This is a genomic window from Bradyrhizobium sp. USDA 4354 (genome assembly GCF_054060315.1).
On sequence record NZ_JBSSDC010000001.1, the window covers coordinates 2,794,595 to 2,808,534 of the forward strand.

The following is a 13,940-nucleotide window of genomic DNA, read 5'->3' on the forward strand; positions in this document are numbered from 1 at the left end:
GCGGGCTACAGAACGTTGAGCGGCACCTTGAGGAAGCGCTTTCCGCTCGGGTCGGGCGAGGGAAGCTGGCCCGCCTTCATGTTGACCTGCAGTGACGGGATGATGAGCCTCGGCATCTCCAGCGTCCGGTCGCGCGCCTCGCGCGCGGCCACGAACTCGTCCTCCGAAATCCCGTCGCGGACATGGATATTGTGGGCGCGCTGCTCGGCGACCGTCGTCTCCCAGTGGATGTCGCGGCCGTTCGGGCCGTAGTCATGGCACATGAACAGGCGGGTCTGATCGGGCAGCGACAGGATCCGCCGGATCGAGCGGTACAGGCTGCGCGCGTCGCCGCCCGGAAAATCCGCGCGCGCCGAGCCGCCATCGGGCATGAACAGCGTGTCGCCGACGAAGGCGGAATCGCCAATGACATGGGTCATGCAGGCCGGCGTATGGCCGGGCGTGTGCAGGGCAACCGCCGTCATCGCGCCGATCCGGTAGCTGTCGCCATCGCCAAACAGCCGATCGAATTGACTGCCATCGCGCTGGAATTCCGTGCCCTCGTTGAACACCTTGCCGAAGGTCTCCTGCACCACGGTGATGTTTTCGCCGATGCCGATCTTGCCTCCGAGCTTGCCCTGGATGTAGGGCGCGGCCGAGAGGTGATCGGCATGAACGTGGGTCTCGATCAGCCACTCGAGCGTGAGGCCGTTCTGCAAAACGAAGTCGATGATCGTATCGGCAGAGTGATAGGAGATCCGCCCGGCCGCGTAATCGATGTCCATGACGGAATCGATGATGGCGCAAGCTTTGGAGCCGGGATCCCTGACCACATAGCTGACGGTGTTTGTTGCCGCATCAAAGAACGGGGCGATCACCGGCTTCACCGATAGATCGATCGCAACGGGAAGATCTGACATTGGGAACTCCGTTACTCGTAGGATGGTGTCGCCAGCGTCGGCTGCCGCTCCGCGAGCGCGCGGGCAGCGGCCATGCCGATCATCATCGCGATCACGAACAGGCCCGCAGCCGAGGTGCCGTAGCCGAGCGCCACAAAGGCGGGGCCCGGACAGAAGCCGGCGAGACCCCAGCCGACGCCGAAGATCGCCGGCCCGACAATCACACGCGGATCGAGATCGTTCCTGGCCGGCACATGGAAGGTGTCGCCGAGCAGCGGCCGTTGTCGCTTCAGTACCAGGCGGAAACCGACGAAAGCCGTGGCGACGGCACCCAGCATCACGAACATCAGGCTCGGGTCCCACGATCCCGCGCGAATGGCGGCGAGATCGAGGAAATTGAGGACCTTCGCAGGATCCGACATGCCGGAGATCAAGAGCCCGACGCCGAAGATCAGGCCGATGGCAAATTGAATCAGGGCGGACATGGCGGGCCTCACAGGAGATGCCGGACGACGAAGGTCGTCGCGAAGCCGGTGGTCATGAAGACGAGGGTGGCGACGATCGAGCGGGTCGACAGGCGCGAGATGCCGCAGACGCCGTGCCCGGACGTGCAGCCATTGCCCCATACCGAGCCGAAGCCGACCAGCAGGCCGGCGACGGCCAGCAGCATGCCGCCGGTCTCGATCGCTTGCGGTGGAAACTCGCCGGTGAGGAGGCGCGCAAGCGCGGGCGCGGCGATGAGCCCGGCGATGAAGGCGAGGCGGCCCGCGGTTGCGTTATCGCCGAAGGGCGGCAGCAGGCGCGCGGCGATGCCGCTGACGCCGGCGATCCAGCCGCTGACGGCCATCAGCATCACCGCGGAAAGCCCGATCAGGATCCCGCCCGCAAGCGAGGCCAGCGGTGTGAACGTAGTCGGCATGGGTGCGCTCCTCAGAATTATAGTTGATTATTATATTCGAATATTCTAAATTATCAAGCATGAAGAATCAGACCAAGCGCAAGATTCTCGAAACTGCCGCCGCGGCCCTCGAAGCGAAGGCCGAGGAGGCCTCGCGCCTGCTGACCGCGATGGCGAATGCCAAACGGTTGATGGTGCTCTGCAACCTCCTCGACGGGGAGCGGTCGGTCGGCGATCTCGCCGACCTCGTCGGGCTGTCCTCGGCCGCGCTGTCGCAGCATCTCGGCAAGATGCGTGCGCTCGACCTGGTCACGACCAGGCGGGACAGGCAGACGATCTATTACCGGCTCGCCAGCCCTGAAGTTCGCGAAGTGCTGCAGACGCTCTACCGGCTGTACTGCGCCTGAGCCTGGTGCCGAAAATACGTTAGGAACCCCGCCACAGTCGCATCAATGCACCGTCCTTGCCCGCCACGGGATCGGCCGGCGGCAGCGCGACTTCTGGAATCGTCTTCAGCGCCTTGGCGTGGTTCGCAGCCGTCGCCCGCGTGATCTCCATCTTCGCGCCGGGCGGATAGGCGCCGATCACGCAGAAGTCGCTGCTCGCCTTGATGCACTGATGTCCGGTGCCGGCCGGCAGGATCGCGACATCACCGGCCTTGATCTCCAGCTCCTGGCCATGATCGCCGCCGAAGCGAACCCGCGCGATGCCGCGCGCGACGCCAAGCACCTCGTGCACAGTCGCGTGATAGTGCAGATAGTCGAAGACTCCGTTGCGCCATGTCCCGCCCCAGCCGTTCGCTTCGAACAGGTTTTCGATCGTCTCTTCCGGGCGCCTCGGATCGAGCTCCACCGCGCCCTGGTAGACCAGGAACGGAAGGATGTTGTTCGGCACGAGGCCATCGTCCTCAAACACGATGGCGAGCGGCTCGGCCTTGTCGCGGACGGCGGACATGGTGGGACTCCTGAAGGGACCACGCATCTCTAACGGGCGTTGCCCGGATTGCGTTCCTCTCGTGTCCCGGACGCGATGCAGCGCGTAGCGCTGCTTCGCTGAGCCGGGACCCAGAGTGTCGCGGCTATGGGCCCCGGTTCAGCAGTGCACCCGCCGCAAAGAGCGGCGCGCTGCACTGCGCCCGGGGCACGAGATTAGTGGCCTGCTCAGGCGCTCTTCTTCTGCCGCATCAGGTCGGCGAAGCGCTGGAACAGATAGTGCGAGTCGCGCGGGCCGGGTGAGGCCTCGGGGTGGTACTGCACCGAGAACACGGGCTTGCCGTCAAGCTGGATGCCGCAATTGGAGCCGTCGAACAGCGAGATGTGGGTCTGCGTCGCGCCCCTCGGCAGCGTCGTCTCGTCGACGGCAAAGCCGTGGTTCATCGAGGTGATCTCGACCTTGCCGGTGGTCTCGTCCTTGACGGGATGATTGGCACCGTGATGGCCCTGATGCATCTTCTTCGTCTTGGCGCCGACGGCAAGACCGAGCATCTGGTGGCCAAGACAAATGCCGAAGGTCGGCGTGCCCGACTTGATCACGTCCCGGATCACGGGCACGGCATATTTGCCTGTCGCAGCCGGATCGCCCGGACCGTTGGACAGGAATACGCCGTCCGGCTTCATCGCCAGGATGTCCTCGGACGACGTCGTCGCCGGCACCACCGTCACCTTGCAGCCGACGCCGGCGAGCAGGCGCAGGATGTTGCGCTTGATGCCGTAGTCGATGGCGACGACGTTGAATTCCGGCTTGTCCTGCCGGCTGAACCCTTTGTCCCACAGCCACGGCGTCTCGTCCCAAGTGAAGCGCTGGCCGCTTGTGACCATCGGCACGAGGTCCATGCCCTCGAGGCCCGGCCATTCGCGCGCCTCTTCCTTGAGGCCATGCAGGTCGAACTCGCCGGTCCTGGAATGCGCGATCACGGCATTGGGCATGCCCTTGGAGCGGATCAGCGCGGTCAGCGCGCGGGTGTCGATGCCGGAGAGGCCGACGATGCCGCGCGCCTTCAGCCAAGCGTCGAGATGCTTGGTGGCGCGGTAGTTCGAGGGATCGGTGATCGCGGTGCGCAGGATCACACCGCGCGCGCCGGGCGTCGCGGCCATGTTCACCGTCTCGATGTCGTCCTCGTTGGTGCCGACATTGCCGATATGCGGGAAGGTGAAGGTGATGAGCTGGCCGGCATAGGAGGGATCGGTCAGGATCTCCTCATAGCCGGTCATCGCGGTGTTGAAGCAGACCTCACCGACGGCGTGGCCTTCGGCGCCGAGACCAAAGCCCTCGAGCACCGTGCCGTCGGCAAGCACGAGGAGCGCGGTCGGTTTGTGGTCCGGCCAGGCGGGATCGTTGTCATGTTGTGTCATGAGCCCGCTTCATAAGGCCCCCGCGCGTGCCAGTCAAAGCGCGAGAGGGCCGATTCACATGCGTTTTTGCATATTTGACAGGCCTCCTCCGAGCCTTAAGCTCGGCCGACTAATTTCCGGCAAATTCCTGGGGCTTGCGAGGCAATAATGGACCGGACGACCCCGATTGTGCTGGTTCCGGGGCTGGCGTCCTCGGCCCGGATCTATGCGCCCGTGATCCCCGCGCTCTGGCGTTTCGGGCCGGTGATGATCGCCAACCACATCCGCGACGACAGCATGGCCGCGATCGCCCGCCGCATCCTCGCCGAGGCGCCGCCGCGCTTCGCGCTCGCCGGCCATTCCATGGGCGGCTACGTCGCGTTCGAGATCATGCGCCAGGCGCCCGAGCGGGTGGCGAAGCTCGCCTTGATCAGCACCCAGGCGCGGCCCGATACGCCGGAGGCGACCGCACGCCGTCTTGGCCTGATGGAGCGCGCCAGGCGCGGCGAGCTCCGCGCCGTCCGCGAGGAGAGTTTTCCGGAGCTCGTGCATCCGTCGCGGCGCGATGATGCCGCTATTCTCGAGCTCGTGCATCGGCAGGATGAGGACGTCGGTGTCGACGGCTGTCTGCGGCAGCAGACCGCGATCATCGCCCGGGTGGATTCTCGGCCGACCTTGGCCACGATCAAATGCCCGACGCTGGTGCTGACGGGCGATGCCGACAACACTATCCCGAATGCGCTCTCGAAGGAAATGGCCGAGGGCATCGCCGGCGCGAGGCTCGCGATCGTCGACCGTTGCGGGCACCTGCCGCAAGCCGAGCAGCCGGAGGCGACAATGCAGGCGCTGACCGAATGGCTCGAGAGCTGATCATTCACCCGCAATAGGCGGCCTTGGTCCATAGCGGCAGGAGGAAGAAGCCCGCCACGACCATATCGACCACGTAGAGGACGCGCCGGGCCTTCGCCGAGACCGGATTGGGATTGGTGGAGTGCTCACCCTCGTAGACCACGAGCGGATCGAACTTCGTTTCCCAGCCGAGCTTGTACGTCAGCAGGGATATGAAATCGTAGACCGGCAGGTACAGCAGAAGGATCAGAAAGAGGCCGTTCGCCGCGATCGCGAGCCAGGACGAGCCGGTTTCTCCGGTGAAGGCCGGAAGCGAGCCGCAGGTGTAGGGGCCGAAACGGCTTGCCCAGAGCACCACGAGGCAGACTGCCAACATGGCGAGATGCTTTCCGGTCTTCATGCAAGCACCTATATTGACCCCGGATCTTGTTGTAGACCACGAGTCTTTCCGGACTGTTTCCAAACGAGGCGATCATGCTGCGCGACGACATCAACAATGCGGTCAAGGAGGCCATGAAGGCCAAGGACGAGCGCAAGCTGTCCACGCTGCGCATGGTCAACTCGACCATCAAGAACGCCGACATCGATGCGCGCGGCAGCGGCAAGCCGCCGTTGTCGGACGCCGACATCCTCGCCGTGCTGCAGAAGATGATCAAGCAGCGCCAGGAGGCGGTCGAGCTCTACGACAAGGGCGGCCGTGCCGAGCTTGCCGCGCAGGAGCGCGAGGAGATCGCGGTGATCTCGGCGTATTTGCCGAAGCAGATGTCGGGGGAGGACGTGAAGAAGGCCATCGCGGATGCGATCGCCGAGACGAGCGCCGCCGGCATGAAGGACATGGGCAAGGTGATCGCCGTGCTGCGCGCGAAATACGCCGGCCAGATGGATTTCGGCAAGGCCAGCGGCCTCGTGAAGGCCGCACTGTCGGGCTAGCGCCATCTTCCCCTCTTCCCTTGTGGGAGAGGGTGGCAATAGGCGGCCTTCTCCCACAGGGAGAGAAGGGGACACCTTTGATGCGGCATCAGATCGGTTTACTCTCGATAAGAAAATGGGGGAGGCACGATGCCCGGCGCCATCAAACCGTTCCGCATCGCCAGCAACGACGACATCCTCGCCGTGCGGTGAGTGCCTCCGTCGTCTTGCCCGGGCTTGTCCCGGGCATCCACGGGCTTAAACTGGCTGCAAGCAAGAAGAACGTGGATGGCCGGAACTAGTCCGGCCATGACGCCGACACCGTGGAACGCCGAGCCATGCTCACCGAAGCCGCAACCTACGACGAGCTTTACCGCAACTTCCGCTGGGATATCCCCGCGCGCTTTAACATGGCGGAGGCCTGCTGCGATCGCCATGCCGACGGCACCGGCCGGCTTGCACTGATCTATGTCGACGAGAACGGCGCGATCACGCGCACCTCTTTCGACGAGGTCGCGGACATGTCGCGCCGCTTCGCCAACGTGCTGACGGCCGACGGCCTTTCGCGCGGCGATCGCGTCGCGGTGTTCCTGTCGCAGTCGCTGGAGCTGCCGATTGCGCATATGGCGGCGTTCCGCTGCGGGCTGATTTCGATCCCGCTGTTTGCCCTGTTTGGCGAGGACGCGCTGGAATTCCGCCTGTCGAATTCGCAGGCAAGAGCCATCGTCACCGATGAGGCGGGCTGGGAGAAGCTCACGAAGATCCGCGATCGGCTGCCCTATTTGCAGGACATCTATGTCACGAGCGGCGCTGTCCACGCCGGCGCAAAACCGTTCTGGTCAGCGATCGAAACCGCGTCCGAGGATTTTGCGAACGTCGATACCTCGGCCAACGATCCCGCCCTGATCATCTACACCTCGGGCACCACGGGCAATCCCAAGGGCGCGCTGCATGCGCACCGCGTCGTGCTTGGTCATCTTCCCAATGTGGAGATGTGTCACAACTTCCTGCCGCGCCCTGGTGATCTCATGTGGACGCCGGCCGACTGGGCCTGGATCGGCGGCCTCGTCAACGGCCTGCTGGCGTTCTGGTATCACGGCATTCCCCTGGTCGGCCATCGCGCGCGAAAATTCGAGCCGCAGGCGGCGATGCAGATGATGGCCGATCTTTCCGTGCGCAACGTCTTCCTGCCGCCGACCGCGCTGAAGCTGATGCGGCAGGCCGGCGTGAAGCATTCCGGCGTCAAGCTGCGCAGCATTTTCACGGGCGGTGAATCGCTCGGCGGCGAGTTGCTGGGCTGGGTGCGCCAGACTTTCGGCATCGACGCACACGAGGTGTTCGGCCAGACCGAGTGCAACCTCGTGATCGGCAGCAACTCGAATCTCTTTCCGATCCGCCCCGGCGCGATGGGCAAGGCGACGCCGGGCTTCGACGTCCGCATCGTCAACGACAAGGGCGAGGAATTGCCGCGCGGCCAGCGCGGTATCATTGGCGTGCGCCAGCCATGTCCCGTCACCATGCTCGAGTATTGGCGCAACCCGGAGGCGACGGCGAAGAAATATGCCGGCGACTTCCTGCTCACCGGCGATCTCGGCGTGCAGGACGAGGACGGCTATTTCTGGTACGTCAGCCGCGAGGACGACGTCATCACCACCGCCGGTTATCGCGTTGGCCCTTCCGAGATCGAGCACACGCTGATGAAGCATCCTTCGGTGGCCATGGCCGCGGTGGTCGGCATTCCCGATCCGATCCGCACCGAATCGATCAAGGCGTGGATCGTCTTGCGCCCCGGCTTTACCGGCACCGACGCGCTCGCGCGCGAGATCCAGGAGTTCGTCAAGGTGCAGCTCGCCGCGCACGAATATCCGCGCTTCGTGGAGTTCGCCGAGACACTGCCGATGACGGCGACCGGCAAGGTGCTGCGGCGCGAGTTGCGGGCCAAAGGCTGACTTCTTACAAGGGCTAGCTTCCGACAATGGCAAAGACGTCTCAAGCCGCGGGGCTTCACCGCGCCTCGCTTGCAAAGCTGCACGAGCTCGATGCTGCGCTGGAGCTCATGTATTACGGCTGGCGCGGGATGACGCTGGAGGCCGACGCATATCTTGCGAAGCAGGGTCTGTCGCGTCCGCACCATCGTATTCTCTACGTGGTGGCGCGCCGGCCCGACATCGCGATCGGCGCGCTGATCGAGATTCTCGGCATTTCCAAGCAGGCCCTCAACCGGCCGCTCAATCTGCTCCTGGAGCGCAAGCTCCTGACGTCGAAGCGCTCGCCGGAGCAGCACCGCTCGAAACTGCTGCGCCTGACGGAAGCGGGGCGGCGCATCGAGCAAAGGGCCTCGGACCACGAGCGCATGGTCATGCGCGAGGCGTTCGAGCACGCCGGACCGTCGGGTGCGGCGGCCTGGATGGCCGTCATGGAGGCGATCGCCGACAACAACTGACCGAATCCTCAAGTCAACATAGTTGACATGAGGCGCGGGCTTTGCCACCTTCCCGGCCACAAGCCAGGGGAGGATCCGTATCATGAGCGGACAGGCAATGAATCGCGCGGCCGCCGAACGCTTCGTCGCGGTATGGTGCGCGAGCTGGTGCAGGGTCGACATCGACGCAATCGTCGCTCATTTCGCCGACGATGCGCAAATGCGCAGCCCTCTTGCTCTCACCTTGACCGGATCTCCGACCGTCACCGGCGCCGAGAATATCCGCGCCTATTGGCGCAAAGCCTATGGCCACATCGAAAGTGCCGACCTGAAGATCCTGAGCTGGAGCTGGGACGAAGTGATCGCGCGACTGACAGTGTGGTGGCAATTGGGCGACACCCGCGCCAGCGAGTTCATGGACTTCGACGATGCGGGCCGCGTCGTGCGCAGTGAAGCCTTCTACGGGAAATAGCCATGCACCTTTCTGATATCGTCCTGCTCCTCAACACGCTCTGGTTCGTCGGCGCGTTCATCCAGTTCAGCATCGCGCAAGCCAACACGTTGAAGATCCTGCTGCCGCGGGAAGAGCGCAGCAATCCGATCGCGCCGACCCTCGCGGCGAGCGTCGCGTTCCTCGGCGGCATGAATCTGCCGATCGGGCTGCTGTCGCTCTATCTTCTGGCCGCTCGTCCATCCTTCTTCCAGCCGACCGAAGCGCAGCTGGCGCTGTTCCTGTTCTTCGCCGCCTGCCATTTCAGCCAGTTCGCCTACAACGTTCCGGTGCTGATGCGCGGAGGGCGGGTCGGCGTGGCGTACTGGCCGGTGCTGAAAGGCCCGATGCTCAGGATCTTCGTCATCGACGCGGCTCTGTTCGCGGCCAATCTCGGCGTGGCGCTTCTGCTAACGTTGCGCGCCTGACACGCGCGGCTTCAAGCGGAGCCGCAGCGGTATCTGCCGACCGCCTAACTCCTGCGTGCAAGGATCACGAGAGCGAGCTAACATCGGCCCCAAGGCGCGGCGAAGATCGCGTGAGGGAGGAAGCTGATGTCCATCTCGGGCAAGGTCGATCCGGTGGTGCGTCCTGTGGCGGCGACCGACATCGCCGAGGCGCTGGTCGAAGGCCTGCGCGACTTTCAGGCGCTGCCTCTTTACGGTCTCTGCTTCGGCGCGCTCTACGCCGCCGGCGGCATCGCCATCCTGCTCTGTCTCACCGCCTTCGGCATGGTCTATCTGGTCTATCCCCTGGCTGCCGGTTTTGCGCTGATCGGGCCGTTCGTGGCGATCGGCCTCTACGAGGTCAGCCGTCGCCGCGAGCGCGGCGAGTCGGTCTCATTCGGTGCGATCTGGTCGGCGATACGCTCGCGTAGCGAGATCGGCTGGATGGCGTTCGTCACGCTATTCATGTTCGTGATCTGGATGTACCAGGTGCGGCTCCTGATCGCGCTGCTGCTCGGCCTCAATGCCTCGTTCTCGAGCTTGCAGGAATTCATGACGGTGGTGCTGACGACCAACGAGGGCCTGCTGTTCCTTGGTATCGGCAATGCAGTCGGCGCCGTGCTGTCGCTGATCCTGTTCTCGCTGACCGTGGTGTCGTTCCCGCTGCTGCTCGATCGCGAGGTTGATTTCGTCACGGCCATGGTGACGAGCGTGCGCGCCGTCGTCGCGAGCCCGCTGCCGATGATCGGCTGGGCGGCCGTCATCGTGATGCTGCTGATCGTCTCGGCGTTGCCGTACTTTCTCGGCCTGATCGTGACGCTGCCGGTGCTGGGGCATGCGACCTGGCACCTGTATCGGCGGTTGGTGGCGCCGATGTAGCTCATCGCTCTCTTCACCCCTTGGCCAGTGCCGTAGGGTGGGCAAAACGAAGCGTGCCCACGGGCTTTGTTGCAGGTTGAGTCAGTGGTGGGCACGGCGCAAGTGCGCCTTTGCCCACCCTACGAGATCGAGTTCGCGGAGGCGCCCTCGTCGCACCTACGGCGTCTTGATCCCCATCGCCTTCAGCGCGTCGAGCATCCGCTGCGGCGGGCCCATTTTCACCACCAGTGGCTTTCCGGTCTCGAGCAGGGTCTTGAGGCTGGACAGGATCGCCGGCCAGCCGGAGCGCCCGCCGGCAAGGATGTCGTCGCTGAGCGGGCGGTCATGGCCTTCGCTCATTGTGAGCCGGACCGCGTCGCCGACCTGTTCGATCTCGTAGGTGACCAGCGTGGGGCCGAGCTTTTCGATCAGCTCGGGCCAGTTCACGTTGAACGTGACCGAGAGCTTCCGCGGCGGGTCGTAGGCGAGAACCTCGCCGCTGATGTGCAGCGCGCCATCGGGCGTTCGAACGGTGAACGCGCCGCCAAGGCGCGGCTCGACCTCCACTTCATTGCCGAAGAAATATTGCTTGCTGAACGCGGCCGAGGTCAGCGCCTCCCACACCTGCTCCGGCGTTGCGGCGATGTAGATGGTGTAGACCGTGAGCGGCTTGAATTGATCGAGGTTCATTTTGCGTCGAATCCTTTGTTGAGGGCTGCGCGCGGGATGGCGAGCACCTGGCCTCGCTCCAAAAGGCTCTTGAGTCCGGACAAGATCGCGGGCCAGCCGTTGGAGACGGCGCCGAGATATTTGCCGCCCTCGACGAAACCGTCATGCAGCACAGTCAAACGCACGAGTGAGCCGAACGGTTCGATGGTGAAGACGACACGCGAGATCGGCTCGCCCCGAAGCTCTTCGAACTTGTGGTGCTTGAAGCTGTAGGACAGGCGCCGCGGCGGATCGGCTTCGAGGATTTCGCCGGAATCGGTGACCTCGCCGTCGAGCGTGAGCGCGAAGGGAGAGCCGACCTTCCAGTCCGATTTCACCTCGGCGCCGAACCAGTATTGCCTGGTGAACTCGCTCGACGTCAGCGCTTCCCAGAGCTTCTCGGGCGTGGTCTCGATGTAGGTGACATAGACGAACTCCGGCTTACTCATCGCGCTTCTCCAACTGGCGTTTCAACTCGTTGAGCGCCGCGAGCTTGCCGCGCTCGAACTTCCTGATCCAGCGTTCGCCGATCTGATGGATCGGCACCGGGTTGAGATAGTGCAGCTTCTCGCGCCCATGCCTGATGGTGGTGACCAGGTTGGCGTCTTCGAGAATGACAAGGTGTTTTGTGACGGCCTGCCGCGTCATCGCGAGGCCCTCGCGAAGTTCGTTCAGGGTCTGGCCGTTCCTGGCGTGAAGCCTGTCCAAGAGCGAGCGTCGTGACGCGTCGGCGAGCGCTTTGAAGATCTCATCCATGGCAGCGATAATAGGCAACCAAATGGTTGCATGTCAAGTGCGACGTCATTCCGGGGCGACGCGTTAGCGACGAACTATGGAAGTGGGCGAGGCGCGCTGGCTTCCGCATTCTCCGCTGTTATCCCCCGCTTGACCGGGCGATCCAGTATTCCAGAGATGCTGATGTTACGGAGAAGCCGCGGCGTACTAGATCCCCCGCCTTCGCGGGGGATGACGGCTGTGACTCAGGAGCCGGCCTGCCACACAGTTGCGGCTTCCGTTCCAGCCCTCGCCATGCATTAATGCGGCAAACCGCCCCCAGCCGAGTCCTTCCCATGATGTCCATGCAAGCCTATCTCGCCTTCGTCGCCGCCTGCATTGCGCTGGCGCTGCTGCCGGGGCCGATCGTCACCCTCGTCATCGCCAATGGCCTGCGTCACGGTACCCGCGCGGCGCTGATCAATGTCGCGGGCGCGCAAGCCGGGCTTGCCATCGTCATCGGCATCGTCGCGGTCGGCCTGACCTCGCTGATGGCGACCATGGGCTACTGGTTCGACTGGGTGCGCTTTGCCGGCGCCGCCTATCTCGTCTGGCTCGGCATCAGGCTGATCTGGGCGCCGGTCGAGGGCGTCGATGTCGACGCGCCACCTCCGCCGCCGCGCGGCGGTTTCTTCCTGCAGGGATTCCTGGTGTTGCTGTCGAATCCGAAGGTGCTGGTTTTCTTCGGCGCCTTCATCCCGCAGTTCATGGACATGAGTCAGCCGCATTTCCCGCAAGTCGCGCTGCTGGGTGTCACCTTCATGGTCACCGCCGTGATGACGGACGCGCTCTACGCCATCGCTGCCGGCCGCGCGCGAAAATTCTTCTCGGCCCGCCGCACGCGCATGATGTCGCGCATCTCCGGCGGCTTCATGATCGGCGGCGGCATCTGGCTGGCGCTGACACGGGCGAAGTGAGCCTTACACCAACCGCTCCGCCCCCAACTCGACCTCGATCTCGCCAAGGATCCGCGCCAGCCGCTCGGCCCATTGCTGCTGGCCGCTCTCGTCGGTGATCAGGTCCTGGCGGATCTCAATGCCGGTGTTGATCAGCCCGCGCGCCTCGCCGTGGACCGGGATGGTGTAGTCGGTGATGTCACTCACCGCATAAGGCTGGTTGTCGCCGACGATGAGGTCGCTCTCGCCCCGCAGGTGCCTCAGCATCAGCCGCGGCAGCACCGTGTCGCGGTGATAGAGCGTGCCGATGTGCCAGGGCCGCGGATCGCCGTAATAGACGGGCGTGAAGCTGTGCAACGCCACCAGCACCGTCGGCTTGCCCGCCTGCACGCGCGCATCGATCGCAGCGCCGATCCGGCCGTGATAGGGATCGAAGATCTCGCGCCGGCGCGTCTCCTTGGCCGCGGCCGGTAGATTCTCGTTGCCGGGGATGGCGGTCGCCTCGGAGATCACAGGGATCGCGCTCGCGACGCCGGGCGGGCGGTTGCAGTCGATCACGAGCCGCGAATAGCGCTGCGCGATCAGATGCGCATTGAGCATCTTGGCGAGCCGCTCGGCGACGCCGGCAATGCCGATGTCCCAGGCGATGTGCCTGACAAGCTCGCTTTCCGCGACGCCGAGATCGCCGAGCGCGCGCGGCAGCACCCGTCCGTAGTGATCGGCGGTGAGCAGGAAGGGCGACGCCCCTGCCGCATTCACCTCATGCACGGGCGGAATGTCGCCTTCGCCGAGCAGTTGATCGGCTGTCTCGGCCGTGTGCAGGTCCATCCTGATTGCCTATGAAACAATTACGTGTCTAAACGGAGTAACGATATTGCACTGACCTCGCAACGTTAGAACAGCATGAGCTCCGATCGCCTCTTCGTCTACGGCACCCTGATGCGCGGCTTCGACCATCCGATGGCGCGGCTGCTCGCGGGGCACGCGGATTTTCTGGGTGAGGCGACCTGCCGCGGCCGGCTCGTGCTGGTGAAGCACTATCCGGGATTGCTGCTCTCCGACGCGCCGACCGACATCGTCCATGGCGAGCTCTTTCATCTGCGTGTGCCGGACGAGTTGCTGCGTGAGCTCGACATGTACGAGGCCTGCGGCGAGGGCTTTCCGGAGCCGACCGAATATCTGCGGCAGCTGATCGATGTGACTCTGCCTGATGGCGCCACCGAGAAGGCCTGGACCTACGTCTACAACTGGCCCGTCATCGGTCTGCCGCGCATCGAGTCCGGGCGTTTCCTGGAGCACTGAAAGCGCATGCGGCCTTCACCTCTCCCCGCTTGCGGGGAGAGGTCGGATTGCATCGAAGATGCAATCCGGGTGAGGGGATACAGGTCTCTCGACGACCTCAAGCGTGGAGAGAGACCCCTCACCCCAACCCTCTCAGCGCGAGCGAAGCTCGTCGCGGCCCCGTAAGAACGGGGCGAGGGA

General features: G+C 64.4%; 20 protein-coding genes. 10 read left to right on the forward strand and 10 right to left on the reverse strand.

Annotation, left to right across the window (positions count from 1 at the left end; genetic code table 11):
• Positions 1 to 5: 5 nt before the first annotated feature.
• From ACVIIV_RS13115 to ACVIIV_RS13125, 3 genes are read right to left on the reverse strand one after another with little or no spacing between them, the layout of a single operon-like run.
• Positions 6 to 899 carry an MBL fold metallo-hydrolase gene (locus ACVIIV_RS13115; RefSeq protein WP_456744556.1) on the reverse strand — a complete coding sequence of 298 codons (894 nt, stop codon included), beginning with the start codon at positions 897 to 899 and terminating at the stop codon, positions 6 to 8.
• Positions 900 to 910: 11 nt separating this feature from the next.
• A complete protein-coding gene (locus tag ACVIIV_RS13120) occupies positions 911 to 1,363 on the reverse strand; it encodes a DUF6691 family protein (protein ID WP_456744557.1) in 453 nt (150 codons plus the stop codon).
• Positions 1,364 to 1,371: 8 nt separating this feature from the next.
• Positions 1,372 to 1,797: a YeeE/YedE family protein gene (locus ACVIIV_RS13125; RefSeq protein WP_456744558.1), complete on the reverse strand. Its 426-nt coding sequence runs from the start codon at positions 1,795 to 1,797 to the stop codon at positions 1,372 to 1,374.
• A 59-nt stretch (positions 1,798 to 1,856) separates the two neighbouring features.
• On the opposite strand from ACVIIV_RS13125, the gene ACVIIV_RS13130 reads away from it, so the two are divergent.
• The gene (locus ACVIIV_RS13130) at positions 1,857 to 2,183 is read left to right on the forward strand and encodes an ArsR/SmtB family transcription factor (RefSeq protein WP_456744559.1); all 327 of its coding nucleotides are present in this window, start codon (positions 1,857 to 1,859) and stop codon (positions 2,181 to 2,183) included.
• Between the two features lie 19 nt (positions 2,184 to 2,202).
• On the opposite strand, the gene ACVIIV_RS13135 is transcribed toward ACVIIV_RS13130, so the two are convergent.
• Positions 2,203 to 2,730 carry a hypothetical protein gene (locus ACVIIV_RS13135; RefSeq protein WP_456744560.1) on the reverse strand — a complete coding sequence of 176 codons (528 nt, stop codon included), beginning with the start codon at positions 2,728 to 2,730 and terminating at the stop codon, positions 2,203 to 2,205.
• A gap of 206 nt (positions 2,731 to 2,936) precedes the next feature.
• The gene (gene carA, locus ACVIIV_RS13140) at positions 2,937 to 4,127 is read right to left on the reverse strand and encodes a glutamine-hydrolyzing carbamoyl-phosphate synthase small subunit (RefSeq protein ID WP_456744561.1); all 1,191 of its coding nucleotides are present in this window, start codon (positions 4,125 to 4,127) and stop codon (positions 2,937 to 2,939) included.
• A gap of 147 nt (positions 4,128 to 4,274) precedes the next feature.
• Between carA and ACVIIV_RS13145 the strand changes: the two genes are divergently transcribed.
• Complete coding sequence (locus ACVIIV_RS13145; protein ID WP_456744562.1) at positions 4,275 to 4,976, forward strand: alpha/beta fold hydrolase; 702 nt, start codon at positions 4,275 to 4,277, stop codon at positions 4,974 to 4,976.
• Between the two features lie 4 nt (positions 4,977 to 4,980).
• Here the strand turns inward: ACVIIV_RS13145 and ACVIIV_RS13150 are convergent, their stop codons facing one another.
• Entirely contained in the window at positions 4,981 to 5,355 is a 375-nt protein-coding gene (locus tag ACVIIV_RS13150) for a hypothetical protein (protein WP_456744563.1), read from the reverse strand.
• Between the two features lie 74 nt (positions 5,356 to 5,429).
• Between ACVIIV_RS13150 and ACVIIV_RS13155 the strand changes: the two genes are divergently transcribed.
• From ACVIIV_RS13155 to ACVIIV_RS13180, 6 genes are all read left to right on the forward strand, one after another.
• The gene (locus ACVIIV_RS13155; protein WP_456744564.1) at positions 5,430 to 5,885 is read left to right on the forward strand and encodes a GatB/YqeY domain-containing protein; all 456 of its coding nucleotides are present in this window, start codon (positions 5,430 to 5,432) and stop codon (positions 5,883 to 5,885) included.
• A gap of 317 nt (positions 5,886 to 6,202) precedes the next feature.
• A complete protein-coding gene (locus tag ACVIIV_RS13160; RefSeq protein WP_456744565.1) occupies positions 6,203 to 7,813 on the forward strand; it encodes an acyl-CoA synthetase in 1,611 nt (536 codons plus the stop codon).
• Between the two features lie 26 nt (positions 7,814 to 7,839).
• Positions 7,840 to 8,307 carry a MarR family winged helix-turn-helix transcriptional regulator gene (locus tag ACVIIV_RS13165; protein ID WP_456744566.1) on the forward strand — a complete coding sequence of 156 codons (468 nt, stop codon included), beginning with the start codon at positions 7,840 to 7,842 and terminating at the stop codon, positions 8,305 to 8,307.
• An 82-nt stretch (positions 8,308 to 8,389) separates the two neighbouring features.
• The gene (locus ACVIIV_RS13170; RefSeq protein ID WP_456744567.1) at positions 8,390 to 8,758 is read left to right on the forward strand and encodes a nuclear transport factor 2 family protein; all 369 of its coding nucleotides are present in this window, start codon (positions 8,390 to 8,392) and stop codon (positions 8,756 to 8,758) included.
• 2 nt (positions 8,759 to 8,760) lie between these two features.
• Complete coding sequence (locus ACVIIV_RS13175; RefSeq protein ID WP_456744568.1) at positions 8,761 to 9,204, forward strand: hypothetical protein; 444 nt, start codon at positions 8,761 to 8,763, stop codon at positions 9,202 to 9,204.
• Between the two features lie 126 nt (positions 9,205 to 9,330).
• On the forward strand, positions 9,331 to 10,101 hold the full coding sequence (locus ACVIIV_RS13180) for a DUF2189 domain-containing protein (RefSeq protein WP_456744569.1): 771 nt from the start codon (positions 9,331 to 9,333) through the stop codon (positions 10,099 to 10,101).
• A gap of 156 nt (positions 10,102 to 10,257) precedes the next feature.
• Here the strand turns inward: ACVIIV_RS13180 and ACVIIV_RS13185 are convergent, their stop codons facing one another.
• From ACVIIV_RS13185 to ACVIIV_RS13195, 3 genes are read right to left on the reverse strand one after another with little or no spacing between them, the layout of a single operon-like run.
• Positions 10,258 to 10,770: an SRPBCC family protein gene (locus tag ACVIIV_RS13185; protein WP_456744570.1), complete on the reverse strand. Its 513-nt coding sequence runs from the start codon at positions 10,768 to 10,770 to the stop codon at positions 10,258 to 10,260.
• Positions 10,767 to 11,237: an SRPBCC family protein gene (locus ACVIIV_RS13190; RefSeq protein WP_456744571.1), complete on the reverse strand. Its 471-nt coding sequence runs from the start codon at positions 11,235 to 11,237 to the stop codon at positions 10,767 to 10,769. The genes ACVIIV_RS13185 and ACVIIV_RS13190 overlap by 4 nt, the downstream gene beginning before the upstream one ends.
• Positions 11,230 to 11,544, reverse strand: coding sequence for an ArsR/SmtB family transcription factor (locus ACVIIV_RS13195; RefSeq protein WP_456744572.1), 315 nt, complete (start codon positions 11,542 to 11,544; stop codon positions 11,230 to 11,232). Before ACVIIV_RS13195 ends, ACVIIV_RS13190 begins: the two co-directional genes overlap by 8 nt.
• Before the next feature lie 314 nt (positions 11,545 to 11,858).
• On the opposite strand from ACVIIV_RS13195, the gene ACVIIV_RS13200 reads away from it, so the two are divergent.
• Positions 11,859 to 12,479 carry a LysE family translocator gene (locus ACVIIV_RS13200; protein WP_456744573.1) on the forward strand — a complete coding sequence of 207 codons (621 nt, stop codon included), beginning with the start codon at positions 11,859 to 11,861 and terminating at the stop codon, positions 12,477 to 12,479.
• Between the two features lie 3 nt (positions 12,480 to 12,482).
• Here ACVIIV_RS13200 and ACVIIV_RS13205 read toward each other — a convergent pair whose 3' ends face one another.
• The gene (locus ACVIIV_RS13205) at positions 12,483 to 13,286 is read right to left on the reverse strand and encodes an N-formylglutamate amidohydrolase (protein ID WP_456744574.1); all 804 of its coding nucleotides are present in this window, start codon (positions 13,284 to 13,286) and stop codon (positions 12,483 to 12,485) included.
• A 75-nt stretch (positions 13,287 to 13,361) separates the two neighbouring features.
• Here ACVIIV_RS13205 and ACVIIV_RS13210 point away from each other — a divergent pair, with 75 nt between their 5' ends.
• Positions 13,362 to 13,760 (forward strand): gamma-glutamylcyclotransferase family protein, encoded by a 399-nt coding sequence (locus ACVIIV_RS13210; protein WP_456744575.1) that lies wholly within the window; start codon positions 13,362 to 13,364, stop codon positions 13,758 to 13,760.
• Positions 13,761 to 13,940 lie beyond the last annotated feature (180 nt).